20 protein-coding genes, 1 pseudogene and 1 riboswitch are annotated in these 23,717 nt (G+C 71.9%); of the genes and pseudogenes, 8 read left to right on the top strand and 13 right to left on the bottom strand.

Translation table 11 applies throughout. The features are described from left to right. Nucleotides 1-15 precede the first annotated feature (15 nt). The 4 genes from rlmN (at nucleotide 16) to ACFY3I_RS29830 (ending at nucleotide 5,071) form a co-directional block, all read left to right on the top strand. Nucleotides 16-1,122: a 23S rRNA (adenine(2503)-C(2))-methyltransferase RlmN gene (gene rlmN / locus ACFY3I_RS29845; RefSeq protein ID WP_390864188.1), complete on the top strand. Its 1,107-nt coding sequence runs from the start codon at nucleotides 16-18 to the stop codon at nucleotides 1,120-1,122. A gap of 17 nt (nucleotides 1,123-1,139) precedes the next feature. Further along, a riboswitch (TPP riboswitch) is annotated at nucleotides 1,140-1,247 on the top strand. 76 nt (nucleotides 1,248-1,323) lie between these two features. Beyond that, complete coding sequence (locus ACFY3I_RS29840; RefSeq protein WP_390864186.1) at nucleotides 1,324-2,394, top strand: thiamine ABC transporter substrate binding subunit; 1,071 nt, start codon at nucleotides 1,324-1,326, stop codon at nucleotides 2,392-2,394. Between the two features lie 56 nt (nucleotides 2,395-2,450). Continuing rightward, a complete protein-coding gene (locus ACFY3I_RS29835; RefSeq protein WP_390864184.1) occupies nucleotides 2,451-4,049 on the top strand; it encodes an ABC transporter permease in 1,599 nt (532 codons plus the stop codon). Beyond that, nucleotides 4,049-5,071, top strand: coding sequence for an ABC transporter ATP-binding protein (locus ACFY3I_RS29830; RefSeq protein ID WP_390864182.1), 1,023 nt, complete (start codon nucleotides 4,049-4,051; stop codon nucleotides 5,069-5,071). Before ACFY3I_RS29835 ends, ACFY3I_RS29830 begins: the two co-directional genes overlap by 1 nt. 84 nt (nucleotides 5,072-5,155) lie before the next feature. On the opposite strand, the gene ACFY3I_RS29825 is transcribed toward ACFY3I_RS29830, so the two are convergent. From ACFY3I_RS29825 to ACFY3I_RS29795, 7 genes are all read right to left on the bottom strand, one after another. After that, nucleotides 5,156-5,887 carry an LAETG motif-containing sortase-dependent surface protein gene (locus ACFY3I_RS29825; RefSeq protein WP_390864181.1) on the bottom strand — a complete coding sequence of 244 codons (732 nt, stop codon included), beginning with the start codon at nucleotides 5,885-5,887 and terminating at the stop codon, nucleotides 5,156-5,158. 138 nt (nucleotides 5,888-6,025) lie between these two features. Beyond that, nucleotides 6,026-7,156 carry an LOG family protein gene (locus ACFY3I_RS29820; RefSeq protein ID WP_390864179.1) on the bottom strand — a complete coding sequence of 377 codons (1,131 nt, stop codon included), beginning with the start codon at nucleotides 7,154-7,156 and terminating at the stop codon, nucleotides 6,026-6,028. Nucleotides 7,157-7,172: 16 nt separating this feature from the next. Continuing rightward, entirely contained in the window at nucleotides 7,173-7,580 is a 408-nt protein-coding gene (locus ACFY3I_RS29815) for a VOC family protein (RefSeq protein WP_365289351.1), read from the bottom strand. A gap of 116 nt (nucleotides 7,581-7,696) precedes the next feature. Next, nucleotides 7,697-9,202 carry a hypothetical protein gene (locus ACFY3I_RS29810; RefSeq protein ID WP_390864177.1) on the bottom strand — a complete coding sequence of 502 codons (1,506 nt, stop codon included), beginning with the start codon at nucleotides 9,200-9,202 and terminating at the stop codon, nucleotides 7,697-7,699. After that, on the bottom strand, nucleotides 9,184-9,924 hold the full coding sequence (locus ACFY3I_RS29805) for an ATP-binding cassette domain-containing protein (RefSeq protein WP_365289350.1): 741 nt from the start codon (nucleotides 9,922-9,924) through the stop codon (nucleotides 9,184-9,186). Before ACFY3I_RS29805 ends, ACFY3I_RS29810 begins: the two co-directional genes overlap by 19 nt. A gap of 189 nt (nucleotides 9,925-10,113) precedes the next feature. Beyond that, nucleotides 10,114-11,496 (bottom strand): aspartate aminotransferase family protein, encoded by a 1,383-nt coding sequence (locus tag ACFY3I_RS29800; protein ID WP_365289349.1) that lies wholly within the window; start codon nucleotides 11,494-11,496, stop codon nucleotides 10,114-10,116. Then, complete coding sequence (locus ACFY3I_RS29795) at nucleotides 11,481-11,999, bottom strand: Lrp/AsnC family transcriptional regulator (RefSeq protein ID WP_351323573.1); 519 nt, start codon at nucleotides 11,997-11,999, stop codon at nucleotides 11,481-11,483. Before ACFY3I_RS29795 ends, ACFY3I_RS29800 begins: the two co-directional genes overlap by 16 nt. 164 nt (nucleotides 12,000-12,163) lie before the next feature. Between ACFY3I_RS29795 and ACFY3I_RS29790 the strand changes: the two genes are divergently transcribed. From ACFY3I_RS29790 to ACFY3I_RS29780, 3 genes are all read left to right on the top strand, one after another. Further along, nucleotides 12,164-13,603, top strand: coding sequence for a gamma-aminobutyraldehyde dehydrogenase (locus tag ACFY3I_RS29790; RefSeq protein ID WP_390864175.1), 1,440 nt, complete (start codon nucleotides 12,164-12,166; stop codon nucleotides 13,601-13,603). 217 nt (nucleotides 13,604-13,820) lie between these two features. Further along, a complete protein-coding gene (locus ACFY3I_RS29785) occupies nucleotides 13,821-14,984 on the top strand; it encodes a PotD/PotF family extracellular solute-binding protein (protein WP_390864174.1) in 1,164 nt (387 codons plus the stop codon). Between the two features lie 193 nt (nucleotides 14,985-15,177). Then, a complete protein-coding gene (locus tag ACFY3I_RS29780; RefSeq protein ID WP_390864172.1) occupies nucleotides 15,178-15,738 on the top strand; it encodes a hypothetical protein in 561 nt (186 codons plus the stop codon). A 25-nt stretch (nucleotides 15,739-15,763) separates the two neighbouring features. On the opposite strand, the gene ACFY3I_RS29775 is transcribed toward ACFY3I_RS29780, so the two are convergent. The 6 genes and pseudogenes from ACFY3I_RS29775 to ACFY3I_RS29750 all read right to left on the bottom strand — a co-directional run. Beyond that, entirely contained in the window at nucleotides 15,764-16,642 is an 879-nt protein-coding gene (locus ACFY3I_RS29775) for an SDR family NAD(P)-dependent oxidoreductase (RefSeq protein ID WP_390864170.1), read from the bottom strand. A gap of 45 nt (nucleotides 16,643-16,687) precedes the next feature. Beyond that, nucleotides 16,688-17,617: a LysR family transcriptional regulator gene (locus ACFY3I_RS29770; protein ID WP_390864168.1), complete on the bottom strand. Its 930-nt coding sequence runs from the start codon at nucleotides 17,615-17,617 to the stop codon at nucleotides 16,688-16,690. Nucleotides 17,618-17,711: 94 nt separating this feature from the next. After that, nucleotides 17,712-19,415: an NAD-dependent malic enzyme gene (locus ACFY3I_RS29765; RefSeq protein WP_390864167.1), complete on the bottom strand. Its 1,704-nt coding sequence runs from the start codon at nucleotides 19,413-19,415 to the stop codon at nucleotides 17,712-17,714. A 360-nt stretch (nucleotides 19,416-19,775) separates the two neighbouring features. Then, entirely contained in the window at nucleotides 19,776-20,495 is a 720-nt protein-coding gene (locus ACFY3I_RS29760) for a LuxR C-terminal-related transcriptional regulator (RefSeq protein ID WP_390864165.1), read from the bottom strand. Between the two features lie 187 nt (nucleotides 20,496-20,682). Beyond that, nucleotides 20,683-21,378: a glycerophosphodiester phosphodiesterase gene (locus tag ACFY3I_RS29755; RefSeq protein WP_390864164.1), complete on the bottom strand. Its 696-nt coding sequence runs from the start codon at nucleotides 21,376-21,378 to the stop codon at nucleotides 20,683-20,685. A 33-nt stretch (nucleotides 21,379-21,411) separates the two neighbouring features. Further along, nucleotides 21,412-22,579, bottom strand: a pseudogene (locus tag ACFY3I_RS29750) (adenosine deaminase); the annotation flags it as partial. A 68-nt stretch (nucleotides 22,580-22,647) separates the two neighbouring features. Here ACFY3I_RS29750 and ACFY3I_RS29745 point away from each other — a divergent pair. Continuing rightward, nucleotides 22,648-23,400 (top strand): DUF4190 domain-containing protein, encoded by a 753-nt coding sequence (locus ACFY3I_RS29745; protein WP_390864163.1) that lies wholly within the window; start codon nucleotides 22,648-22,650, stop codon nucleotides 23,398-23,400. Nucleotides 23,401-23,717: the final 317 nt, after the last annotated feature.

Genomic DNA, 23,717 nt, shown 5'->3' with positions numbered 1-23,717 from the left:
GACACTGGTACCACCATGCCCAAGCCCGGAGAACTCACCTTTGTCGCGCCGCGCGGAGCCCAGAAGCCGCCGCGGCATCTTGCCGACCTCACGCCTGCCGAGCGCAAGGACGCGGTGGCCGAGATCGGTGAGAAGCCGTTCCGTGCCAAGCAGCTCTCGCAGCACTACTTCGCGCGGTACGCGCACGACCCCGAGCAGTGGACGGACATCCCGGCCGGCTCCCGGGACCGGCTGCGGGACGCGCTGTTCCCGGACCTGATGACCGTCGTCCGGCATCTGTCGACCGACGAGGGGACGACGCGCAAGACGCTGTGGCGGCTGTTCGACGGCACGCTCGTGGAGTCCGTGCTGATGCGCTACCCGGACCGGGTGACCATGTGCATCAGCTCACAGGCCGGCTGCGGGATGAACTGCCCGTTCTGCGCCACCGGCCAGGCGGGCCTGGACCGGAACCTGTCCAGCGCGGAGATCGTCCACCAGATCGTGGACGGGATGCGTGCGCTCCGGGACGGGGAGGTGCCCGGCGGTCCGGCACGGCTCTCCAACATCGTCTTCATGGGCATGGGCGAGCCCCTCGCCAACTACAAGCGGGTCGTCACGGCCATCCGCGCGCTCACCGACCCGGCCCCGGACGGTCTGGGCCTGTCCCAGCGCGGGATCACCGTCTCGACGGTCGGCCTGGTGCCGGCCATCCACCGGTTCGCCGACGAGGGCCTCAAGTGCCGGCTGGCGATCTCCCTGCACGCCCCCGACGACGAGCTGCGCGACACCCTCGTCCCCGTGAACACCCGCTGGAAGGTGCGCGAGGTCCTCGACGCCGGGTTCGAGTACGTGGAGAAGAGCGGGCGGCGGCTCAGCATCGAGTACGCGCTCATCCGCGACATCAACGACCAGGCGTGGCGAGGGGACCGGCTGGGCCGGCTGCTCAAGGGCAAGCCCGTGCACGTCAACCTCATCCCGCTCAACCCGACCCCGGGCTCGAAGTGGACCGCCTCCCGGCCCGAGGACGAGAAGGCGTTCGTCGAGGCGATCGCCGCGCACGGCGTGCCCGTCACCGTCCGGGACACCCGTGGGCAGGAGATCGACGGGGCGTGCGGTCAGCTGGCGGCGACCGAGCGGTAGGATCTGGGCACATCTTCATATTCCGACAGGGGAGCGCCACAGCGCTGAGAGTGCGGCGATCGGGCCGCAGACCCTCTGAACCTCGCCCAGGTCATTCTGGGTAGGAAGTTCGGTCATCACTCAAGCTGTTGTGCCCTGCCCGGGTGGTTCCACCGGGTGGGGCCGCGTCTCTTCCTGGTCCACTCCAGGAGGAAAACACCAGTGCACACCAAGATCTTCTTGGCCGCGGCCGTCGGGCTCGGCCTCGTCACGCTGTCCGCGTGCGGGTCGTCCACGGGCGACCAGGCCGACTCGAAGACCGTCACCCTCGTCAGCCACGACTCGTGGGCCGTCTCCAAGGGCGTGCTCCAGGACTTCGAGAAGCGGTCCGGCTACAAGGTGCGCGTCCTCAAGGACGGCGACGCCGGCCAGGCCGTCAACAAGGCGATCCTCACCAAGGACAACCCCCAGGGCGACGTCTTCTTCGGCGTCGACAACACCCTGCTGTCCCGGGCCCTCGACAACGGGCTCTTCCAGCCGTACGAGGCCAAGGGGCTGGACCGGGTCGGCACCGACTACCAGCTCGACCGCGCCAAGCACCGGGTCACGCCGATCGACTACGGCGACATCTGCGTCAACTACGACAAGGCCTACTTCAGCGAGCACCGGCTGACCCCGCCCGCCTCCTTCGCCGACCTCGTCAAGCCGCAGTACAAGAACCTCCTCGTCACCGAGAACGCGGCCACCTCCTCGCCGGGCCTGGGCTTCCTGCTCGGCAGCGCCGCCCAGTACGGGGACGGCGGCTGGCAGGGGTACTGGAAGCAGCTCAAGGCCAACGGCGTGAAGGTCGTCGACGGCTGGGAGCAGGCCTACAACGAGGAGTTCTCCGGCTCGGCCGGCGGGAAGAAGGCCAAGGGCGACCGGCCGCTCGTCGTGTCGTACGCCTCCTCCCCGCCCGTCGAGGTCATCTACGGCGACCCGAAGCCGAGCACCGCGCCCACCGGCGTCGCGGCCGGCACCTGCTTCCGGCAGATCGAGTTCGCGGGGCTGCTGAGCAACGCGGGGAACACCAAGGGCGGCAAGGCGCTCATCGACTTCCTGGTCTCCAAGGAGTTCCAGGAGGACATGCCGTTGAACATGTTCGTGTACCCGGTGGTCGAGGGGGCGGCCGTGCCCGCCGAGTTCACGAAGTACGGGCCCGCCGCCCAGGACCCCGAGACCATGGCGCCCGAGAAGATCGCCGCCGACCGTGACCAGTGGGTCAAGACGTGGACCTCACTCGTACTCAAGTAGCGGGCAGGCGCCGGCGGGCGGCGGGCGGGCGCAGGGGCGCGGCGCGGGTCGGTCTGATGGCCGTACCCGTCGCGTTCTTCGCCGTCTTCTTCGCGTGGCCGGTCGCGGCGATCGTCACCCGTGGGCTGAGGGCCGACGGGGTGTGGCGGTTCGGACGGATCGCCGACGTCGTCGGCCGGTCCGACATCCGGCACGTCCTGTGGTTCACCACCTGGCAGGCGCTCGCCTCCACCGGCCTCACCCTGCTCGTCGCGCTGCCGGCCGCCTACGTCTTCGCCCGCCTGGACTTCCCGGGCAAGCAGGTGCTGCGGGCCGTGGTGACGGTGCCGTTCGTACTGCCGACGGTGGTGGTCGGTACGGCGTTCCTGGCGCTGGTCGGCCGCGGCGGACTGCTGGACGGGCTGTGGGGCGTCCGGCTGGACACCACCGTGTGGGCGATCCTGATCGCGCACGTCTTCTTCAACTACGCGGTCGTCGTACGGACCGTGGGCGGGCTGTGGGGCCAGCTGGACCCGCGGCAGGAGGAGGCCGCGCGGATGCTGGGCGTCTCGTCGTTCGGCGCCTGGCGCAGGGTCACGCTGCCCGCGCTGGCGCCCGCCGTGGCCGCCGCCGCGCTGATGGTCTTCCTGTTCACCTTCACCTCCTTCGGTGTGGTGCAGATCCTCGGCGGTCCCACCTTCTCCACCCTCGAGGTGGAGATCTACCGGCAGACCTCCGAGATCTTCGACCTGGCCACGGCCGCCGTCCTGACGATCGTGCAGTTCCTGGCCGTCGGGGCGATCCTCGCCGTGCACGCGTGGACGGTACGGCGGCGGGAGACCGCGCTGCGGCTGGTGGACCCGTCCGTGACGGCGCGCCGCCCGCGCGGCGCCGGGCAGTGGGCGCTGCTCGGCGCGGTCCTCACCACCGTCGCCGTCCTCCTCGTGCTGCCGCTGGCGGTGCTGGTGCGGCGGTCGCTGGACGGGGGGTTCGGCTACTACCGGGCGCTGGGTGACGCCGACGGGGGCACCTTCCTGGTCGCGCCCGTCCATTCGGTGGTCGCCTCGCTCGAGTACGCCGTCGTCGCCACCGCGGTCGCCGTGCTGATCGGTGGGCTCGCCGCCGCCGCGCTGGCCCGGCGGGACGCGGGGCGGCTGGTACGGGGCTTCGACGCGCTGCTGATGCTGCCGCTCGGGGTGTCCGCGGTGACGGTGGGCTTCGGCTTCCTGATCGCCCTCGACAAGCCGCCGCTGGACCTGCGCCAGTCCTGGATCCTGGTGCCGCTCGCACAGGCGCTGGTCGGGGTGCCGTTCGTCGTACGCACCATGCTGCCCGTACTGCGTGCCGTCGACGACCGGCTGCGGGAGGCGGCGGCGGTGCTGGGGGCCTCGCCGTGGCGGGTGTGGCGTGAGGTCGACCTGCCGATGGTGCGGCGGGCGCTGCTGGTCGCGGCGGGCTTCGCCTTCGCGGTGTCGCTGGGGGAGTTCGGGGCCACGGTGTTCATCGCCCGGCCGGACAACCCGACGCTTCCGGTGGCCGTGGCGCGGCTGCTGTCCCGTCCCGGTGACCTCAACTACGGCCAGGCGATGGCCCTTTCCACGATTCTGATGGTGGTGTGCGCGGTGGCCCTGCTGGTGCTGGAGCGACTGCGGACCGACCGGACGGGGGAGTTCTGATGCCGCTTCTCGAACTGGAGCAGGCCACCGTGCGGTTCGGTGGACGGCCCGTCGTCGACGCCGTGGACCTGAAGGTCGCCGAGCACGAGGTGGTGTGCGTGCTCGGACCGAGCGGCAGCGGCAAGTCGACACTGCTGCGGGTGGTGGCGGGTCTGCAACACCTGGATTCGGGGCGGGTGTCGCTCGACGGGCTGGACCAGGCGCGGGTGCCGGCGCATCGGCGCGGGGTCGGGCTGATGTTCCAGGACCATCAGTTGTTCCCGCAGCGGGACGTGGGCCGGAACGTGGCCTTCGGGCTCCGGATGAGCGGTGCGGGCAGGGACCAACAGGCGGAGCGGGTCGGTGAGTTGCTGGAGCTGGTCGGGCTGCCGGGAGCCGCCGGGCGGGCGGTGGCCGGGCTCTCGGGCGGTGAGCAGCAGCGGGTGGCGCTCGCCCGGGCGCTGGCGCCCCGGCCCCGGCTGCTGATGCTCGACGAACCGCTGGGGCAGCTGGACCGCTCGCTGCGGGAACGCCTGGTGGTCGAACTGCGGGAGCTGTTCGGCCGGTTGGGTACGACCGTGCTCGCGGTCACCCATGACCAGGGTGAGGCCTTCGCGCTGGCCGACCGGGTGGTGGTGATGCGGGACGGCCGGATCGCCCAGTCCGGCACGCCCCTTGACGTCTGGCAGCGGCCGGCCGACGAGTTCGTGGCGCGCTTCCTCGGCTTCGACAACGTGGTCCCGGCGACCGTCACCGGGACGGTCGCGGTGACGCCGTGGGGAAAGGTGCCGGTGCCCGGCGGCGCGCCTCAGGGGCCGCGCACGGTCCTGGTGCGGCCCGCCGGTGTGCGCCTGGTGGCCGTCGGCGCGGGACTGTCCTGCGCGGTGACCGCGCGCACCTTCCAGGGCACCCATGTCACCGTCCACCTCCAGCCCGAGGACGGCCCGCGCCTGGCGGCGGCCTGCGCGCTGCGGGAGGCGCCGGCGGCCGGGGACACGGTGGGCGTCGAGTTCGACGCCGCGGAGACCGTCGTACTGGGCTGAGGGGCCCCCGGAGCACGGTCGAGGCCCGTCCCCCGGGGATACGGGGACGGGCCTCGACGGTGTACGTGTACGACGGTGGGTGCGTCAGCTTCCGCTGTTCGCCCCACGACGGCGCATGCCGAACCACACGGCGCCGCCGCCGACCACGACCAGCGCGCCGGCGAGGCCCGCGATCAGGCCGGTGTTGGAGTTGGCACCGGTCTCGGCGAGGTTGGAGTCACCGACCGCCGGGGACGGGGCGTTGTCCGACGAGCCCGCGGGAGCGGTGCTGCTGCTCTCCGAGGCCGAGGGGGCCGGGGAGTCGGACTCGGCCGGGGTGGACGCGGACTCCGACGGCGACGGCGTGGCCGAGTCCGACGGGGACGGGCTGCTGCTCTCCTCGGACTTGCACGCCGTCGACGGGGTCGTCAGGTTGGGCGTGATGTCCTTGTCGATGTGGATGTTGCCACTGTCGACCTTGACGTGGACGCGGTATTCCGCGTTCGGCTTCCAGTCCTCGGAGAAGGTGACCGTGGTGCCCTCGCGGGAGCCCTTGACGGTCTGCTCGGCGCCGACCTGCTTGGCGTCGCCGCCGTTGCTCTCCAGGAACACGGAGATGGTGGCGGACGTACCGGAGGCGTCGATGTCCTTGACGTTGATGACACCGTTGGTGCCGTCGCAGGTGGCCTCGGCGGAGAAATCGTTGATGTTGCACGCGAGGGCGGAACCGGAGACGCCCAGCGTCAGCGCGGCCGACGCGGCGGCGACACCCAGGATGCGCACGGAACGACGTGCACTGCGGCGGGATATGGACACGTTTGTCCTTACTGAGTGCATAACTGCGGGGGGCTTGAAGGGGAGTTGACGCAACGTGAGGTGAGGCATCAGCAACCCCGGGAGACTCACAGGTCTATAAGTGCGCCATAAGGAGTGTCAATGCATATGCGGTCTACAGCCGTTGACTTTACCTTCTTATTAGATGCTGAGACGTTTCAGCGTCGCGGCGGCCTGCTCGATCCGGTCAACCAGGGCGATACGGGACGCCATCGGCCGGTCCTGGGCAAGCGAGGTCAGGAGCTGCCAAGCCGGCAGCCGCGCGCTCCAGTGCGCCTCGTTCACGAGCACCATCGGGGTCGGCTCGCCCCGTGACCCGTAGTAGTTGGGTGTCGCGTTGTCGAAGATCTCCTGAACTGTTCCGGCCGCGCCCGGCAGGAACACCACACCGGCGTTCGAACGGGCCAGCAGGCCGTCCTCGCGGGTGGCGTTGGCGAAGTACTTGGCGATGTGCGCGGCGAAGGCGTTCGGCGGCTCGTGGCCGTAGAACCAGGTGGGGATGCCCACCGAGGCGCCGCCGTCCGGCCAGCGTTCGCGGACCTCGAAGGCGGCCCGCGCCCAGTCGGTGACCGACGGCCGGAACGAGGGCGCCTTCGCCAGGATCCGCAGCGCCTCGTCCAGCATCCCGTTGTCGAAGGGCGCCGCGTACGCGCCGAGGTTCGCCGCCTCCATGGCACCCGGACCGCCCCCGGTCGCCACCGTCAGGCCGGCCCTCGCCAGCTCCCGGCCGAGCCGGGCGGCACCGGCGTACTCCGCCGTGCCCCGTGCCATCGCGTGCCCGCCCATCACGCCCACCACGCGGGCGCCGGTGAGGAGTTCGTCGAGGGCGTCGGAGACCGCGTCGTCGTGGATCGAGCGGAGCATCGAGGCGAATATGTCGCCGTCCGCCCGGGTCTCCTGGAACCAGGCGTAGGAACGGGCGTCCGGGGTCGCCTCGTAGCCCTCGCCGAGCGCGTCGAACAGTTCGTCCGGCGTGTAGAGGAAGGCGCGGTACGGGTCGAAGGGCAGGTCGGGGACGGGCGGGAACACCAGGGCGCCCGAGGCTCCCACCCGGGCGGCGGCGTCGGCCGTCATCGGGCAGCCGAGGAAGACCGCGCCGGCGGTGTCGGTGGTGAGCAGGGCGTCCGTACGGTCCGTCAGGTCGACGGCCTGGACGCGGTACTGGGCGAGTGTTCCGTGCGCGGCGACGACCTCGTCGAACTCGGCGAGGGACTCGATCTCGCGGTCGCGGGCGGCACGGTGGGGCTGCGGCTGGGCGGGTGTCGGATGCACCCGCCCACCCTAGGCGTCAGCCCTGCACGGCCGCCGGGTCCATCCACACGACCTCCCAGGAGTGGCCGTCGAGGTCCTCGAAGGACCGGCCGTACATGAATCCCTGGTCCTGGACGTCGTCGTTGGCCGTGCCGCCGGCCGCGACCGCCTTCTCCACCAGCTCGTCCACCTTCTCGCGGCTCTCCGCGCTCAGGCAGATCAGCACCTCGCTGGTCTTCGTCGAGTCGGCGATCTCCTTCTTCGTGAAGTCGGCGTAGCGCTGCTTGCTCAGGAGCATCGCGATGATGGTGTCGCTGATCACGACGCAGGAGCAGTCGTCGTTGCTGAACTGCGGGTTGATCGAGTAGCCGAGTTCCGTGAAGAACTTCCGCGACGCGGCGACGTCGGCGGTGGCCAGGTTCACGAAGATCATCTGCTGGTACATGGGGTTCCCTCCCTCGGGTGTCGTGCCGTTCGCGGGGATAGACCGAAGGGGGACGCGAATGTCATCGGTGCGTTCGAAAGCGCGGCGGCGACGCCCCCGCGCCCCCCCCGGGCGGCTCAGCGGGCGAGGGGCAGCGCGGCGAGCTCGGCCACCAGCAGCGTGAGGGGGGCGAAGAGGGCCAGCAGGGCGCCGGCGCGCAGGGCCGCCGCGCTGCGCAGCACGGTGGCCGGGGCGCCGAGGCGGAGCAGGGCCTCGGTGGTGTCCGAACGCGACTGGCGGGCCTCCACCGCCGCGGTCAGGACGGTGGCGAGCGAGCAGCCGGCGACCACGAGACCGCCGAGGGTGGTCAGTGGACCGAAGGCGAGGCCGTCGCCGTCGGCGTCGGCGTGGAGCATGCGGGCCGCGAAGGCCGCGGACACCACCGCGCAGAGGACACCGAGCGGGCGCCCGATGCGGGTGGCCTCCGCCATCAGGGCGCGGCCGGCCAGCAGGCGCAGGGCCCCGGGGCGGGCGAGTTGCAGGAGACGGCCGCACAGGTGCGTGAGGCCCGGCGCGGCCAGCACCAGACCGACCGCCGTGAGCGCCCATCCGGCGAGGACCCCGACGGGGCCCACGGCCAGGCCGCCGGGGAGGACGGTACGGGCGGTGGCCTCCATGGTGCTGACGTAGGACTCCGCGGCGAGGCCCGCGGCGAGCACGGCGACGCCCCAGGGCAGGCCGGCGGGCGTCCTGGCGTGTTCCACCCGCCCGGTGACGCCCGCCGGCGGCACGGCCTCGCCCACCGGCGCCTGCGCGGCGCCGTCCTGCGCTGTGCCGACCTGGGCGGTGCCGTCCTGGGCCGTGCCGTCCTGTGCGGTGCCGTTCCGATGGGTGCCGTCGTGAAGGGTGCCGTCGTCGGGGGTGCCGTTCCCGGGGGTGCCCTTGCGGTCAAGTGCGTCCGCCCCTGCCGGCCCGGTGTCGGGGGCGGCGGCGGGCGGCGGCGCGGTCCGGGGCGCGGACGGGAGCAGACGCGTGCCGAATCGGCCGTAGGCCCCGAAGGTCTCCCGCTTCGCCCTGGTGTCCGGAGCCCCGAAACGGCGCTGGACCCGCGCCCGGCCCGCCGGGTCCGGCAGGTCCCTCGGACGCAGCGTCACGGCCACCGCGGTGGACGCGACGACCGGGAGCACGGCCAGCAGGGTCAGGGCCGCCGGGACGGGCAGGGACCTGTCCACCGCCAGGAAGTCCTTCGCCGTGCCGTCGAAGGCCAGGCCGGGGAGGTCGCCGCGCAGGTGCAGGAAGGCCAGCAGGGCCAGCAGCGAGCCCAGGGTGCAGGCCAGCGCGGTGTTCAGGGCGGCGACGAACATCAGGCGGCCCGGACCCAGGCCCAGGGCGGACAGCCCCGGGCGCGGCCGGGTGCCGGGATCGGTGCGGGCCACCGCGAGCGCGAGGTACACCGTCGCGACGAGCGGGATCACGCACCACGACAGGCGCAGCAGCGCGGCCGTCGAGTGGGTCGGGTGGACCATCGCGTAGCCGAGGGCGGACAGCAGCAGGAAGCCCGTGCCGCCGGCCGCCGCGGCCACCAGCAGGCGGCGCAGGTGGACGGCCGGACGGGCGGCGCGGGTCAGGCGGAGAGCGAGCACTCGGCCCGGCCCTCCGCCTCGGGGACCGGCGGCAGGTGGACGGTGTTCACCCGGCGCCCGTCCAGGAGCGGGACCGTACGGTCGGCGAGGGCCGCCGTGTCCGCGTCGTGCGTGGCGACGACGACGGTGATGCCGTGCGAGCGCGCCGCCGTGGTGAGGGTGCGCAGCACGTGGGCGCGGTCGGCGCGGTGCAGCGGTGCCGTCGGCTCGTCCGCGAAGAGGATCGTGGGGGCGGGCGCGAGGGCGCGGGCGATGCAGACGCGCTGGCGTTCGGCCTGCTGGAGCTGTGCGGGGTGGCTGCGGGCCCGGTCGCCGACGTCGAGGCGCTCCAGCCACTCCAGGGCGGCCACCTTGGCGCGGCGGCGGCCGGTGCCGCGCAGCATCAGGGGCAGCGCGGTGTTCTCCCAGACGTTCAGCTCGGGGACCAGCGCCGGGGCCGGGTCGATCCAGCCGAACCGGTCGCGGCGCAGCCGCTCCCGGGTGAGCGGGCCCATCCGGTGCACTGCCGTGCTGTTGAACCAGACCTCGCCGTGCTGCGCCGGGACCAGACCGGACAGGCAGCGCAGCAGCGTGGTCTTGCCGCTCCCGCGCGGCCCGGTGACGGCGAGGATCTCGCCCTCCCGCACGCCCAGCGAGACCCCGGTGACACCGGGCGAGCCGTCCTGGTGGCGGAAGTGCAGGGAGCGTGCCCACAGCACGTCGTTGTCCGGCGGGGCCTCCATGGCGTACACCTCGGTTCTGATCCGTTTTCCCGTGTCCGATCCCCCGTCCGGGGGAACGAAGGCTGGGCCGATCGGTCACGTGCACGCTAGGCAGGTCGGGGGCCGGGCCCGGACAGCACACGGCCCCGGGCCGCCGTTCTCACTCGAACGGACGGCACCGGGGCCGTGATCAGGCAGCTGATCGGATGATCAGAGCTTCGTCCACGCCTCCGTCAGCGTGGCGCGCAGGATCTGCTCGATCTCGTCGAAGGTCTCCTGGTTGGAGATCAGCGGCGGGGCGAGCTGGACGACCGGGTCGCCGCGGTCGTCGGCACGGCAGTACAGGCCGTTCTCGAACAGGGCCTTGGAGAGGAAGCCGTACAGGACGCGCTCGGTCTCCTCGTCGTTGAAGGACTCCTTGGTGTTCTTGTCCTTCACCAGCTCGATGCCGTAGAAGAAGCCGTTGCCGCGGACGTCGCCGACGATCGGCAGGTCGTGCAGCTTCTGCAGGGTGGACAGGAACGCACCCTCGTTGTCGAGCACGTGCTGGTTGAGGTTCTCGCGCTCGAACAGGTCGAGGTTGGCGAGACCCACCGCCGCGGAGACCGGGTGGCCGCCGAAGGTGTAGCCGTGCAGGAAGGTGTTGTCGCCCTTGTAGAACGGCTCGGCGACCTTGTCGGAGACGATGCAGGCACCGATCGGCGAGTAGCCCGAGGTCATGCCCTTGGCGCAGGTGATCATGTCCGGGACGTAGCCGAACTTGTCGCAGGCGAACATCGTGCCCAGGCGGCCGAAGGCGCAGATGACCTCGTCGGAGACGAGCAGCACGTCGTACTTGTCGCAGATCTCGCGGACCCGCTGGAAGTACCCGGGCGGCGGCGGGAAGCAGCCGCCGGCGTTCTGCACGGGCTCCAGGAAGACCGCGGCGACGGTGTCCGCGCCCTCGAAGAGGATCTCCTGCTCGATCTGGTCGGCGGCCCAGCGGCCGAAGGCCTCCGGGTCGTCGCCGAAGAGCGGGGCGCGGTAGATGTTGGTGTTCGGCACCTTGTGCGCGCCGGGCACCAGCGGCTCGAACGGCGCCTTCAGGCCCGGCAGACCGGTGATGGACAGGGCGCCCTGCGGGGTGCCGTGGTAGGCGACCGCGCGGGAGATGACCTTGTACTTGGTCGGCTTGCCCTGCAGCTTGAAGTACTGCTTGGCGAGCTTCCAGGCGGTCTCGACGGCCTCGCCGCCGCCCGTGGTGAAGAAGACCTTGTTCAGGTCGCCGGGGGCGTAGTCGGCGAGGCGCTCGGCCAGCTCGACGGCCTTCGGGTGGGCGTACGACCACACCGGGAAGAAGGCCAGCTCCTGGGCCTGCTTGAAGGCGGTCTCGGCGAGTTCCGTGCGGCCGTGACCGGCCTGGACCACGAACAGGCCCGCGAGACCGTCCAGGTAGCGCTTTCCCTTGTCGTCGTAGATGTAGGTGCCCTCACCCCGGACGATGGTCGGGACGGGCGAGTTCTCGTACGAGGACATGCGGGTGAAGTGCATCCACAGGTGGTCGTACGCGGTGCGGCTGAGGTCCTTCTGGGTCACGGTTATCGGGTTCCCCACATGTAGGTCTGCTTCTTCAGCTTCAGGTAGACGAAGCTCTCGGTGGAGCGCACGCCGGGCAGCGCCCGGATGCGTTTGTTGATGACGTCCAGCAGGTGGTCGTCGTCCTCGCAGACGATCTCCGCGAGGATGTCGAACGAGCCCGCGGTCATCACCACGTACTCGACTTCCGACATGGCCGTCAGCGCTTCCGCTATCGACTCGACATCGCCCTCGACGTTGACGCCGACCATCGCCTGCCGGCGGAAGCCCACGGTGAGCGGGTCCGTCACGGCGACGATCTGCATCACGCCCTGGTCCAGCAGCTTCTGGACGCGCTGGCGCACGGCCGCCTCCGACAGGCCGACGGCCTTGCCGATCGCCGCGTACGGCCGGCGGCCGTCCTCCTGGAGCTGCTGGATGATGGCGAGGGAAACGGCGTCCAACTGCGGGGTGCCGTTCCTGGACTCGCGGGAGGAGTCCCTCTGGTCTGCGCTTCGACTGGCCACGACCTCACTGTGCACGACGTCTCGACGGTTCCGCAAGGCCGTAGCGATGAAATTCGTTGTTTGAGGTACCCGGTTTTGCGGATTTCGCAGAAGTGGCGCCGGTGGGGGTGTTGAAAACGTGGGATCTCGGATTACTGTGGGTGTCTCAGTGAATGGACACCGAACTTGGAGGGCCGGCAGTGAGCACCGAGCTGCGTCGTCTGCGCAACTACATCGACGGTGAGTTCCGGGACGCCGCCGACGGACGGACCACCGAGGTGGTCAACCCCGCGACCGGCGAGGCGTACGCGACGGCGCCGCTCTCCGGGGCGGCCGACGTCGACGCGGCCATGGCGGCCGCCGCCGCGGCCTTCCCGGCCTGGCGGGACAGCACGCCCGCCGAGCGCCAGAAGTACCTCCTGAAGATCGCCGACGCGTTCGAGGAGCGCGCCGAGGAGCTCATCGCGGCCGAGGTGGAGAACACGGGCAAGCCCGTCGGGCTCACCCGCTCCGAGGAGATCCCGCCGATGGTCGACCAGATCCGCTTCTTCGCGGGCGCGGCCCGGATGCTGGAGGGCCGCTCGGCCGGCGAGTACATGGAGGGCCTGACCTCCATCGTCCGCCGCGAGCCGATCGGCGTCTGCGCGCAGGTCGCGCCGTGGAACTACCCGATGATGATGGCCGTGTGGAAGTTCGCCCCGGCGCTCGCCGCGGGCAACACGGTCGTGCTCAAGCCGTCCGACACGACCCCCGCGTCGACCGTCCTGATGGCCGAGATCCTCGGCGGCATCCTCCCCAAGGGCGTCTTCAACGTCGTCACCGGCGACCGCGACACCGGCCGCCTGATGGTCGAGCACCCGACCCCGGCGATGGCCTCCATCACCGGCTCCGTGCGGGCCGGCATGCAGGTCGCCGAGTCCGCCTCCAAGGACCTCAAGCGGGTCCACCTGGAGCTGGGCGGCAAGGCCCCCGTCGTCGTCTTCGAGGACACCGACATCGCCAAGGCCGTCGAGGACATCTCCGTCGCGGGCTTCTTCAACGCCGGCCAGGACTGCACGGCCGCCACCCGCGTCCTCGTCCAGGAGTCCATCCACGACGAGTTCGTCGCCGCGCTCGCCAAGGCCGCGGCCGAGACGAAGACCGGGCAGCCGGACGACGAGGACGTGCTCTTCGGCCCCCTCAACAACCCCAACCAGCTCAAGCAGGTCTCCGGCTTCATCGAGCGGCTGCCCGCCCACGCCAAGGTCGAGGCCGGCGGCCAGCGGGTCGGAGCCAAGGGCTACTTCTACGCCCCGACCGTCGTCTCCGGCCTCAAGCAGGACGACGAGATCATCCAGAACGAGGTGTTCGGACCCGTCATCACCGTCCAGTCCTTCACCGACGAGGACCAGGCCACCGAGTGGGCCAACGGCGTCGAGTACGCGCTGGCCTCCTCGGTGTGGACCAAGGACCACGGGCGCGCGATGCGGATGTCCAAGAAGCTGGACTTCGGCTGCGTGTGGATCAACACGCACATCCCGCTGGTCGCGGAGATGCCGCACGGCGGGTTCAAGAAGTCCGGGTACGGCAAGGACCTGTCGGGTTACGGGTTCGAGGACTACACGCGGATCAAGCACGTGATGACCTCCCTCGACGGCTGATCCCGGCTGCGGGCGCGTGGGGGCTGGTCGCTCAGTTCCCCGCGCCCCTTCCGGGGCGCTTCAGCTGCCCTCTGCGGAGAAGCGACGCCGCGTCGACCCAGGTCATCGACAAGGTGTCCGGTCCACGTCAGGGGGCTCGACGGACCGTCGATTGCCCGGCCGAGGGCGCGCGAGCCATGCTTCAGATGTGCCCCAGACCTCTCCTCAGACGCCCCCGATGTCCCGTCGTTCCCTGCTGCGCGCGCTCGGCGGCACCGCCGCGCTGGGCGCCCTCGCGGGATGCGGGGTGCCCGCCGCCTACGTCAGGGCCGACGACCGGGCCGTGACCGACCGGTCCGCCCTGGACCACAGACTGGTCTTCGCCAACTGGCCGCTGTACATCGACGTCGACGACGACAACCCGAACAAGCGGCCCACCCTCGACGACTTCGAGAAGCAGTCCGGGATCTCCGTCGACTACATCGAGGAGATCAACGACAACGACGAGTTCTTCGGCAAGATCAGCCCCGCGCTGATGAACCACCAGTCCACCGGCCGGGACCTGATCGTCATCAGCGACTGGATGTGCGCCCGGTTCGTCCGGCTGGGCTGGGTCCAGAAGATGGACCGCGCCCACCAGCCGAACGTGGCGAAGTACCTGGACCCGCTGCTGCGCTCGCCGGCCTTCGACCCGGGCCGCCTGTACACGGTGCCGTGGCAGTCGGGCATCACCGGCATCGCCTACGACCACCGGAAGCTGGGCCGCGAGATCCGGCACGTCAAGGACCTGTGGGCGAGCGACCTCAGGGGCCGGGTGACCCTCCTGTCCGGACTCGACGAGGCGTTCGCGCTGCTGATGCAGGGCAACGGCGTGGACATCACCAGGTGGACGGCCGACGACTTCCACGACGTCTGCGACGAGGTCGAGAAGCAGGTGGCCCGCGGCCAGATCCGCCGCTTCACCGGCAACGACTACACCAAGGACCTGGTCAGCGGTGACGTCCTCGCCTGCCAGGCGTACTCCGGCGACGTCATCCAACTCCAGGCCGACAACCCCGACATACGCTTCGTCGTCCCCGAGGAGGGCGCGGAGCTGTGGTCGGACTCCCTGATGATCCCGGACCGGGCCGCCCACAAGACCAACGCCGAACGCCTCGTAGACCACTACTACGAGCCCGAGGTCGCCGCCCGGCTCGCCGCCTGGGTCAACTACGTCTGCCCCGTCCCGGCGGCCCGTGACGTCCTCGCCGCGTCCAAGGACGAGGACACCGCCGCCCTCGCCGAGAACCCCCTGATCTTCCCGAACACGGCGATGCGCGCACGCCTCGCCATCGCCCGCGACATCACGTCGGAGGAACGCGTCGACTTCGCGAAGCGGTGGAACAAGATCGTGGGGTTGTAGGGAGCGGCCGTGCGACCGGCCGTGCGTTCTCGGTCCACAGGCCGTGACCTGCGGATTCTTCGGACATGCGGGGCTCATGCGCCGGTTCTAGAGTGGTGGCTTCCGGGGAGGGCGAGCAGGTGCCGGATCCGGCCGCGCCCTCCGTTCCATGCCGGCGCGGCTCCGGCCGCGGCCCACACCTCAGGTGACACGCATGAGTGACGCGAGGAAAGTCCTGTCCGACCTGGTCCTCTCCGCCTCCACGGAACACGCACCGCTCGACGCGCCCTGGGACGCGATCGACATCGGCGACTGGCTGCTGAACCTTCCGGACGAGGAGTACCAGCGGTGCGCCCCGCCCGACCACAAGGCGGCCGGGTACACCACGACCGTCGACGGCCGGCCGATGTCGATCAACGTGGAGATGATCGGCACCGGTTTGGTGGTCCAGCACTACGTCGCCGAGATCACCGAGAAGCACCACTGCCACCTGGTGTCCCTCTCCGACGTGCTCACACCGCACGGCTGCACGACGGTCCAGGTGATCTGGGACCTGTCGGTCAGGGACGACGGCGACGGCACCCTCACCTACACCAACCAGGTCACCAGCCACCCCACCCAGGAGTTCATGGACTTCAACGAGGGGAACGGCGGCACCTTCGAGGAGGCGGCGGCCGCACGGCAGGCCGCCTCAGGCGATCACAACCGGCGGGAGACACCGCTGTTCGCCGCCGGCATCGCGCGTCACGCCCTGGCCCGCGCCGGCGGCGCCTGACACCGCCGCCGCGCACACGGGGCCGTCATCGGTCCGTCGGCCGCGCCGCGACGGGAATGTCCGCCGGGTAGGACTGGCCGAAGTCGGCCGAGCGGCTCACCGGGTCCCAGGCGGCGGCCTCCTCCAACTGGGCGCGGGAGTAGTCCTGCGCCATGTCGACGGCGTTGACGCCGAGGAGCAGGTGCGTGGGCGGGTTCGGTGCCTTGACGACCCGGACCAGGATCTCGCCGGCCCGCGCGGGATCGCCCGCGGCGGCGACGGTGCCGCCGAGCAGGCGGACCATCTCCCCGACCGTGGGCTCGTACTCCGGGGTCACCTCGGGGATCCGCATCGAGGAGCCGGCCCAGTCGGTGGCGAAGCCGCTGGGCTCCACGACCACGCAGCGGATGCCGAGGGGCGCGGTCTCGGCCGCGAGGACCCGGGTGAAACCGTCCACGGCGAACTTGGCGGCCTGGTAGGAGCCGAGGCCGGGGGTGCCGCCGACGCGGCCGCCGATGGAGGAGAACTGCACGATGGTGCCGCCGCCCTGGGCCCTGAGGATCGGGAGCGCGGCGGTGGAGACGTTGTAGACGCCCCAGAAGTTCGTCTCGAACTGGCGGCGGAAGTCGTCCTCCGGGGTCGTCTCCACGGCGGCGAGGTTGGCGTATCCGGCGTTGTTGACCACCACGTCGACCCGGCCGAAGCGGTCGGCGGCGGCCCGGAGTCCGGCCTCGGCGGCGCGCCGGTCGGTGACGTCGAGCGCCACGGTCAGGACGCGGTCGCCGTACTTCTCGACGAGAGCGTCCAGTTGCTCGGGCCTGCGGGCGGTGGCCACGACGTTGTCGCCGGCCTCCAGGGCGGCGGTCGCGAGGTCGCGGCCGAAGCCGCGGGAGGAGCCGGTGATGAACCAGGTGTGTGTACGCATGCCGACAGCACAACATGGTTTCGTTATTAGTGCAACCGTGTTGTGTTACACGTTGCCATGATGCGGCGCTCCCTCCGGCCCGGCCGTCGTGTCCAGGGCGTGGTCGATGAAGCGCCGCGCGGCGGGCGGCAGGGTGCGGGCGGCCAGTCGGGCCACGCCGATGTCCCGGGCGGCCCGCACGTCGGTGAGCCCGAGGTAGCGGACGGGGAGCTCCGGGCCGGTCCGAGGATCCGCGGTGACCTCGGGGGCGGCCGGGATGAGGGAGACGCCGAGGCCGGACGCGACCAGGCCGCGCAGCGTCTCCACCTCCTCGCCCTCGAACCCGACCAGGGGGCTGAAGCCGGCCTGGTGGCACAGGGTCTCGGTGACACTGCGCAGCCCGTAGCCCGGCTTGAGCACGATGAACTGCTCCGCGGCCACCTCGGCGAGCCGTACCCGCCGCCGCTGTGCGAGCCGGTGGCGGGCGGGGACGGCCAGCCAGAGGGGTTCGACCAGCAGCCGGCGCCAGGTGATCAGCGGGTGGCCGGGGTCCTTGCCGGTGATGATCAGATCCGCGGTGGAGTCCAGGAGGTGCTGGGTGAGACCGTTCTCGTCGGCCTGGTGCAGTTCGAACCGGACGGTGGCGTAGCGCTGCCGGAATCCGGTGACCAGCCTCGGCACGAGCCAGGTGCCGAGGGTGTGCAGGAAGGCCAGCGACACCACGCCGGTGTCGGGGTCGACCACCTCGGCGACGGCCCGCCGGCCCCGGTCCCAGCTGTCCAGCACGGAGTCGACGTACTCCTTGAACACCCGCCCGGCCGGGGTGGGCCGCAGGACCCGGCCGACCCGCTGGAGGAGCTCCGCGCCGACCTCGCTCTCCAGCCGGTCCAGGGCCCGGGAGAGCGCGGGCTGGGTGATGTGCGCGGCGGCCGCGGCCTCGGTGACGGTCGCGCCCTCGGCCACGGCCTGGAAGGAGCGCAGTACCTGGAGATCCATGGCCCCCATTCTCCCGCCGCATCGGACGGCGGGGACGGATGCCGTGCGGACATGGGCGGGGGAGCCCAGGGCGGGCGCGGCGGTCCGGGGCGGCTCAGACGGCCTTGATCGGCGGGTACACCGGCTGCCATATCGCGGCCCGCACCCGGTCCTCGACGGAGTCGTCCACACTCTCGCGCGCCACTCCGTCGGCGTCGGCCGCACGGGCCACCGAGACCGCCACGGCGACCGAGGTCTCGCGCAGCTGGTCGGTGAGGGGCAGGATCGGTGAGCCGGGGCTGGTGGCGTCGGTCCGGCCGGCGACGGCGTGCGCGGCGGCGGCCAGCATGCCGTCGGTGATCCGGGTGGCCCGGGCGACGATGGCGCCGAGTCCGAGGCCGGGGAAGATCAGCGCGTTGTTGGCCTGTCCGATCTCGTACCGCACCCCGTCGTGTTCGACCGGCCGGAACGGGCTGCCGGTGGCGATCAGGGCGCGGCCCCCGGTCCAGGCCAGCAGGTCGGCGGGGACCGCCTCGGCCAGGTCCGTCGGGTTGGACATCGGCAGGATGATCGGGCGGCGGGCGTGGGCTGCCATGGTGCGGACGATGTCCTCGGTGAAGGAGCCGCCCTGGCCGGAGGTGCCGATCAGGACGGTCGGCCGGGCCCGCCCGACGACCTCGGCCAGCGCGATGCCCCCGACCTTCTCGTCCCGGCGCCACCCGGCGACCTCGGCGGCGGGACGGGCGTAGCGGACCTGGAAGTCGCGCAACCCGTCCTGGTCATCGGTGAGCAGGCCGTAGCGGTCCACGGCGAAGACGCGGGCGGTGGCCTCCTCGACGGTCAGCCCGTCCGCGACCATCGCGTCGCGCAGCTGGTCGGCGATGCCGATGCCGGCGGTGCCCGCGCCGAAGATCACCGCCCGGTGGTCGCGCAGCGCGATCCCGCTGGCCTCCACCCCGGAGAGCACGGCGGCGAGGTTGACGGCGCCGGTGCCCTGCACGTCGTCGTTGAAGGTGAACTGGTGCGGGCGGTAACGCTCGAGGATCCGGCGGGCGTTGGCGGCGCCGAAGTCCTCCCAGTGCAGCAGCGCGTCCGGGAAGAGCCGGCGGGCGGTGATGACGTAGGCGTCGATGAACGCGTCGTACGTCTCCCGGTCCACCCGCGGGTGCCGGTTGCCCAGGTAGAGCGGGTTCCGCAGGAGCTCCTCGCGGTTGGTGCCGACGTCCAGCATGACCGCCAGGGTGCGGTTCGGGTCGATACCCGCGGCGGCGGTGTAGACGGCGAGCTTGCCCACCGAGATGTCGATGCCGCCCACGCCCCAGTCGCCGATGCCGAGGATCGCCTCACCGTCCGTGGCGACGATCAGGTCGACGTCGTGCGGGCCCAGGCCGATGGCCGTCAGCGCGCCCTCGATGTCCTCCGGCGCGTCCACCGACAGGTACACACCGGCCGGGCGCCGGTACTCGTTGCTGTAGCGCTGGATCGCCCGGCCGACGGTCGGGGTGTAGACGATGGGCAGCATCTCGTCGAGGTGGTCACCGAGCAGCCGGTAGAAGAGCACCTGGTTGCGGTCGTGCAGCGCGGTGAGATTGACGTTCTTGGCCAGGTCGGTCGGCTGGGCCGCGTACTGCTGGTAGGCGCGCTCGGCCTGCTGCTCAAGGGTGAGTACGGCCGACGGCACCAGGCCCACCAGGCCCAGCGACCGGCGTTCCTCCGGGGTGAAGGCGGTGCCCCGGTTGAGGCGGGGCTGGGAGAGCACGGCACGGCCGCGGGCGGTCGTCTCCACGTGCCCCTCGACGGCGTTCCACTGGGTTCCCATGATCGGCTCCTTGTCCGCTTTCCGCGTCGCTTCCAGAGTGCTGCCAGAGCGCGTCCGGGGCGCCTCGGGGCGCCTCGCGCCCCCGGGCACGCGCTCTCAGGAAGCCTCGCAGTCGACCATGCATGCGTCCAATGCCTGGGAAAGGGGCCAGTCATGCCTCTGGTGCATGCGGCAGTGGGTGCGGTGGGTGCGTGCGGCATCGGGTCCGGTGCGCGCGGCAGCGGGTGCGTTGCGCGCGGGAGTGGTCCGGTGCGTTCGGGTGCGTGTACGGGTGTGGGTGGTGCGCGCCGGTCGGTGGCGCCCTTCACCTCCGGCGGGCCGCCGCCGTGCGGGGGCGGCGGTACGACGTGAGGGGCGCGGTCACGCCGCCGGCCGGATCAGCCCCGACTCGTAGGCGAAGGTCACCGCCTGCACGCGGGCGCGGGCGCCGATCTTCGCCAGGACGTTGCTGACGTGGGTCTTCACGGTGGTCGGGGCGATGGAGAGCCACTGGGCGATCTCCGCGTTGGACCAGCCGGAGGCCACCGCGACCAGGACATCGCGTTCGCGTTCGGTGAGGACACCGAGCCCGGCCGCGCGGGGGAGGGGGCGGCTGGTGCGCCGCTCGCGGACGGCGTCGATGAGCGCGCGGGTCAGACCGGGCGTGATGACGGCCTCGCCGGCGGCCACCACCTTGATGGCGGCGGTCAGTTCGGCCGGGTCGGCGTCGTCGAGCAGGAATCCGCCGGCGCCCGCGCGCAGGGCTGCCCAGGCCTCCGCCTCCTGCTCGGCGGGTGTCAGCACCAGGACCCGGGGAGCGCGGGCCTCCTCGGCGGCGGGCAGCACCGGGGTGCGTGCCGTCCGGGGAGCGGGGTGGGTGAGGCGCCGGATCGTGTCGGTGCCGGCCGCCCCGGACAGCCGGCCGTCCATCAGGACGACGTCGGGGCGGAGTTCGGCGCTCGCACGGAGGGCCTCGTCCCCGTCCGTCGCCTCCCCGACGACGGTCAGCCCGGGCTCGGCGGCGAGCAGCATGCGCAGGGCGAGGCGTTGGAGGGATTGGTCGTTGACGACGAGTACGGAGACCGTGCCTGTCTTCTCCATGCGAGGTCCGTTCCGTGAACGAAACTGTTTCGTTCACATGTTACGCCTGGATCCGCCGGCCCGGGAGAGGGGGGTCCGCTCCCTCGACCCCACCCCCTCCCCGCGTCCGGCCCTCCCCGCCGGCCCGCTACTCAGCCGTTCCGGGACTGAGCCGTTCCGTCGCTCAGGTGCTCAGGTGCTCAGGTGCTCAGGTGCCGATGGCGCGGCGGCGGAGCGCGTCGAGCAGGTCCACCCGGTTCGTGGTGATGGAGTCGACGCCCATGTCCAGCAGGCGGCGCATCGAGCGGCGGGTGTCCGGGGTCCAGCAGGAGACCAGGCAGCCACTGCGGTGGACCTGCTCGGTCAGCGCGTGGTCGAGCAGGGCGAAGCGGTAGTTGAGGTAACGGGGGCGGATCACGTCGAGGAGTGCCGGGCGCGCGGGCGCCAGCGTGGTGCGGGTCAGGGCGATCTCCGCCGCGGAGTCCGCCGCCCGCACCGCCAGCATCGCCGCCGCGTCTCCCGTGTAGTAGACGCGGTCCGCCGCACCGCACTCCCGGGCCACGGCGACGATCCGCGCCACCGCCCGCTCACCGGGACCGCCGGGCAGGTCGATCATCACCCGGCTGTCCGCCGTCGCGGCCAGAGCCTCGGCGAGCGTCGGCACACCGCCGTCCGTGAGACCGCGCACCTCCTCCGCGGAGAGCGCGGACAGCGGCCGGTCGACGCCCCAGAGGCGCTTCAGGGTCTCGTCGTGCAGGAGGACGGGGACGCCGTCACGGGTCAGCCGTACGTCGATCTCCACCGCGTCCGCGCCCTGTTGGAGCGCGGAACGCAGGGAGGCCGACGTGTTCTCGCGGAAGCGGTAGGGGTCGCCGCGGTGGGCCACGGCGGTCACGGTCTGCATGGGCCCATGGTGTCAGGGCCCCGCAGGGGTTCTTCAGGGGGCGAGCCACGCCTTCGTGTACGCGTCGATCTCGGCCGAGATCCTCGCCTTGCCCGCCACGTCCAGGAAGGACGCCTCCACCGCGTTCCTGGCGAGGTCGGCTACGCCGCGCTCGTCGAGGCCGAGCAGCCGGGCCGCGACCGCGTACTCGTTGTTCAGGTCGGTGCCGAACATCGGCGGGTCGTCGGAGTTGACGGTGACCACGACACCCGCGTCCACGAAGGCCCTGATCGGGTGCTCCTCGAGCGTGCGGACCGCGCGGGTGGCGATGTTGGAGGTCGGGCACACCTCCAGGGCGATGCGGTGCTCGGCGAGGTGGGCGAGGAGCTTCGGGTCCTGCGCGGAACTGGTGCCGTGACCGATGCGCTCGGCGTGCAGGTCGGTCAGCGCGTCCCAGACCGTCTGGGGACCGGTGGTCTCACCGGCGTGCGGTACGGAGTGCAGGCCGGCCGCGACGGCCCGGTCGAAGTACGGCTTGAACTGCGGCCGGGGCACGCCGATCTCGGGGCCGCCGAGACCGAAGGAGACCAGGCCCTCCGGACGGAACCGGTCGTCGGTCGCGAGCCGCACCGTCTCCTCGGCGGCCTCCAGACCCGCCTCGCCGGGGATGTCGAAGCACCACCGCAGCACCGTCCCGAACTCGGACTCCGCCGCCTTGCGCGCGTCCTCGATCGCCTCCATGAATGCCCTGGCGTCGATACCGCGCCGGGTGGAGGAGAAGGGGGTGATGGTCAGCTCGGCGTAGCGCACCTGCTGACGGGTCAGCTCGCGGGCCACCTCGTAGGTGAGCAGCCGGACGTCCTCGGGCGTGCGGATCAGGTCGACGACCGAGAGGTAGACGTCGATGAAGTGGGCGAAGTCCGTGAACGTGAAGTAGTCGGCCAGGGCCTCGGGATCGCTGGGCACCCTGGAGTCGGGGTGCCGGGCGGCCAGTTCGGACACGATCCGGGGGGAGGCGGAGCCGACGTGGTGGACGTGCAGTTCCGCCTTGGGCAGCCCGGCGATGAAGGCGTGCACATCGCGGGGGGCGGGTGTGGTGCGGCTGTCGGTCAAGGGTTCCTCCCCGGAACGGCGCGGGGCCGCCTTCGGCGGTGGTACGCCCGTGAGCTGGGCCCCTGCGCGGTGATCGGCTGATCGGTGATCCGGGCCCATCGTAGGCCGGACCGGCGTTCGAAGTGGACGGGCCTTAGCATGACGGCGGCACGCGGGCAGGAGAGGGGACATCGAGAGATGACTGACGAGGCGCCGGAAGCTCCGAAGATCCGGCTGGACAAGCCGGCCGAGGCGGGGGAGGGGGCGGACACGTCCGCACCGCCGTCGATCCACGACCAGCGGACGGTCGCGGCGATGCCGGGGGCGTCCGGCGAGGTGCCTCCCCAGGGGCAGCCGAACCCCTTCGCGGCGCCGTCCGACGCGGTGCCGTCCGCGGCGGTGCCGTCTGCCGCGCCGGGTGCCGCGGCTCCGGCCGCACAGGCCGACCCGTTCGCGGCGCCGGGCGGGTACGCGTCACCCAGCCCGTACGCGCACCCGGCGCCGGCGGCGCCGCCGTACGCGCAGGGTGCGGCCGTGCCGCCGCCGCCGATGGCTCCGGGCGGTCCCGGCCAGGTCCCCTACGGCTATCCTGGCGCGCCCGCTCCCGGTCCGGGGCCGGCGTACGGCTATCCCGGACAGCCGCTGCCCTCGTATCCGGGCGGGCCCGTGGGGTACGGGGGCTGGCCCGGCATGCAGCCGATGCCCAACAACGGGCTGGGCACGGCGAGTCTCGTCACGGGGATCATCAGCGTGGTCGGGTTCTGTGCGTGGCCGGTCGCGCTGGTTCTGGGGGTGCTGGGCATCGTCTTCGGCGTGATCGGGCGGGCGCGGGTCAGGCGCGGGGAGGCCACGAACGCAGGGCAGGCGCTGGCCGGGATCATCTGCGGGTCGGCGGGGCTGGTGCTGGCGGTGGGATTCATCGTGCTGATCGTGGTGGCCAGCACGCGGTAGGAGGGGCCGGCGGGGGTGGTCGGGTGCGGGTGGGCGGGGCTTGTCGCGCAGTTCCCCGCGCCCCTTGGCCGGTGCGGTCGCGTCGGTCGGTGGGCGCGGGTGGGCCGGGCTGGTCGCGCGGCTTTCCGTGCCTCTTGGCCGGGGACGGGAGGCGGCGCTGTTCCCCTTGCTCTTTGGCCGGGGCACGCGCAGTTCCCCGCGCCCCTCGGCCGGAGCTGCCGCTTGGCCGGGGCACGCGCAGTTCCCCGCGCCCCTCGGCCGGAGCTGCCGCTTGGCCGGGGCACGCGCAGTTCCCCGCGCCCCTCGGCCGGAGCTGC

This window comes from Streptomyces sp. NPDC001068, from assembly GCF_042897315.1.
Classification (GTDB): domain Bacteria; phylum Actinomycetota; class Actinomycetes; order Streptomycetales; family Streptomycetaceae; genus Streptomyces.
Note: the sequence above shows the minus strand (reverse complement) of the source record. Positions and strands in the feature narration are given on the sequence as shown.

Excerpts from the sequence above, each read along its gene's own strand:
- ACFY3I_RS29765 (WP_390864167.1), bottom strand. The coding sequence starts at position 19,415 with ATGGGAACCCAGTGGAACGCCGTCGAGGGGCACGTGGAGACGACCGCC.
- ACFY3I_RS29825 (WP_390864181.1), bottom strand. The coding sequence starts at position 5,887 with ATGCACTCAGTAAGGACAAACGTGTCCATATCCCGCCGCAGTGCACGT.
- ACFY3I_RS29815 (WP_365289351.1), bottom strand. The coding sequence starts at position 7,580 with ATGTACCAGCAGATGATCTTCGTGAACCTGGCCACCGCCGACGTCGCC.
- ACFY3I_RS29785 (WP_390864174.1), top strand. The coding sequence starts at position 13,821 with ATGTCCCGTCGTTCCCTGCTGCGCGCGCTCGGCGGCACCGCCGCGCTG.
- ACFY3I_RS29805 (WP_365289350.1), bottom strand. The coding sequence starts at position 9,924 with ATGGAGGCCCCGCCGGACAACGACGTGCTGTGGGCACGCTCCCTGCAC.
- ACFY3I_RS29755 (WP_390864164.1), bottom strand. The coding sequence starts at position 21,378 with ATGCAGACCGTGACCGCCGTGGCCCACCGCGGCGACCCCTACCGCTTC.
- ACFY3I_RS29830 (WP_390864182.1), top strand. The coding sequence starts at position 4,049 with ATGCCGCTTCTCGAACTGGAGCAGGCCACCGTGCGGTTCGGTGGACGG.
- rlmN (WP_390864188.1), top strand. The coding sequence starts at position 16 with ATGCCCAAGCCCGGAGAACTCACCTTTGTCGCGCCGCGCGGAGCCCAG.
- ACFY3I_RS29770 (WP_390864168.1), bottom strand. The coding sequence starts at position 17,617 with ATGGATCTCCAGGTACTGCGCTCCTTCCAGGCCGTGGCCGAGGGCGCG.
- ACFY3I_RS29760 (WP_390864165.1), bottom strand. The coding sequence starts at position 20,495 with ATGGAGAAGACAGGCACGGTCTCCGTACTCGTCGTCAACGACCAATCC.
- ACFY3I_RS29775 (WP_390864170.1), bottom strand. The coding sequence starts at position 16,642 with ATGCGTACACACACCTGGTTCATCACCGGCTCCTCCCGCGGCTTCGGC.
- ACFY3I_RS29780 (WP_390864172.1), top strand. The coding sequence starts at position 15,178 with ATGAGTGACGCGAGGAAAGTCCTGTCCGACCTGGTCCTCTCCGCCTCC.
- ACFY3I_RS29745 (WP_390864163.1), top strand. The coding sequence starts at position 22,648 with ATGACTGACGAGGCGCCGGAAGCTCCGAAGATCCGGCTGGACAAGCCG.
- ACFY3I_RS29835 (WP_390864184.1), top strand. The coding sequence starts at position 2,451 with ATGGCCGTACCCGTCGCGTTCTTCGCCGTCTTCTTCGCGTGGCCGGTC.